We start from the raw sequence: 1,580 nt of genomic DNA on the forward strand, positions 1-1,580 counted from the left end.
CGAGAACATCAGCGCGGTCAACATGAAGTCGAGTGCCAGCACCGACAACGACGAAACGACGACCGTGCGCGTGGTGGCATATGCCACCCCCTCGGGGGTGGCCTGGGTTTCATAGCCCTGGTACAGCGCCACGGCAGTGCACACGATGCCGAACGCAAAGCTCTTGGCCACGCCGTTGCCGACATCGCGCCACACGTCCACCCGCGCCTGCATCAGTGACCAGAAGTTGCCCGAGTCCAGGCCGATCAGCAGCACACCGACCACCCAGGCTCCGAGGATACCGATGGCCGAGAAGAGCACGGCCAGCAAGGGCATCGAGATGATGCCGCCGACGAAGCGCGGCGCGAGGATTCGGCTGCGCGGGTCGACGGCCATCATCTCCATCGCCGAGAGTTGCTCGCCCGCTTTCATCAGGCCGATCTCGGCGGTCAGCGAAGTGCCCGCCCGGCCGGCGAACAGCAGCGCGGTGACCACAGGCCCGAGCTCGCGCACCAGCGAAAGGTTGACGATCAGGCCCAGCGATTCGGTGGCGCCGTAGGTGACGAGCGCGTAGTACATCTGCAGCGCCAGCACGAAGCCCACCGCCAGCCCGGAAGCCAGGATGATGAGCAGCGAACGGTTGCCGATGGCGTGGATCTGCGGCACCACCAGGCCGAACCGGCGCAGCGCGCCCGGCACGTGAACGACGAGATCGCCGAAGAAGATCGCGGCACGGCCGAACGCGCGCAACACCCGCAGGCCGCTCGCGCCGAGACCGGCGACGGCATCGACGATCACGCCGCGGTCTCCTGCGCCACCGGCTCGGCAACGCCATAGTCCTCGGCCAGCGTTCTCGACGGGTAATGGAACTTGATCGGCCCGTCGGGCTCGCCGCGCACGAACTGGCGCGTTTCGGCATCGCTCGAGCCCATCAGCTCGGCGGGCGTGCCCTGGGCCACGATGCGCCCGCCGTTTGCGATCAGGATCACGTGGTCGCTGATCGCCATGCACTCGGCCACGTCGTGCGAAACGAGCAGGGACGTGGCGCCGGTCGCGTCGTTGAGGGCGCGGATCAGCTTGGCGGCCACCCCCATCGACACGAGGTCGAGCCCGGCAAAGGGCTCGTCGTACATGATCAGGTCGGGGTCGAGTGCGATCGCGCGCGCCAGCGCGACGCGACGCGCCATGCCGCCCGAAACCTCGGCGATGCGCAGATCGGCGGCGCCGCGCAGGCCGACGGCGTGCAGCTTCATGAGCACGATGTCGCGGATCATCGATTCCGACAGGCCCGAGTGCTCGCGCAGCGGGAAGGCCACGTTGTCGAAGACCGTGAGATCGGTGAACAGTGCGCCGAACTGGAACAGCATGCCCATGCGCCGACGTTGGCGCAGCAACTGCGCTCGGTCGCGGGCATTGATCAGCTCGCCGTCGAAGAGCACGCGGCCGCGGCCGGCCGCGGCGATGCCGCCGATCAGGCGCAGCAAGGTGGTCTTGCCGCTGCCCGAGCCGCCGAGGATGGCCGTGACCTTGCCGCGCGCGAAGCGAAGGCTGATGTCGTCGAGAATCGTCCGGCTCGCGACGTAGCCGAACGTGACGTGGTC

General features: G+C 68.2%; 2 protein-coding genes. Both read right to left on the reverse strand.

What is annotated here, in order from left to right; translation table 11 throughout:
* Positions 1-777 (reverse strand): lipid asymmetry maintenance ABC transporter permease subunit MlaE (gene mlaE / locus AC30N0_RS05005; RefSeq protein ID WP_489516831.1); only part of this gene is annotated, 777 nt, incomplete at its 3' end.
* Positions 774-1,580 (reverse strand): ABC transporter ATP-binding protein (locus AC30N0_RS05010; RefSeq protein WP_489516832.1); only part of this gene is annotated, 807 nt, incomplete at its 5' end. The genes mlaE and AC30N0_RS05010, both read right to left, overlap by 4 nt.

It is taken from the genome of Rhizobacter sp. (genome assembly GCF_031412495.1).
Classification (GTDB): domain Bacteria; phylum Pseudomonadota; class Gammaproteobacteria; order Burkholderiales; family Burkholderiaceae_C; genus Schlegelella_A.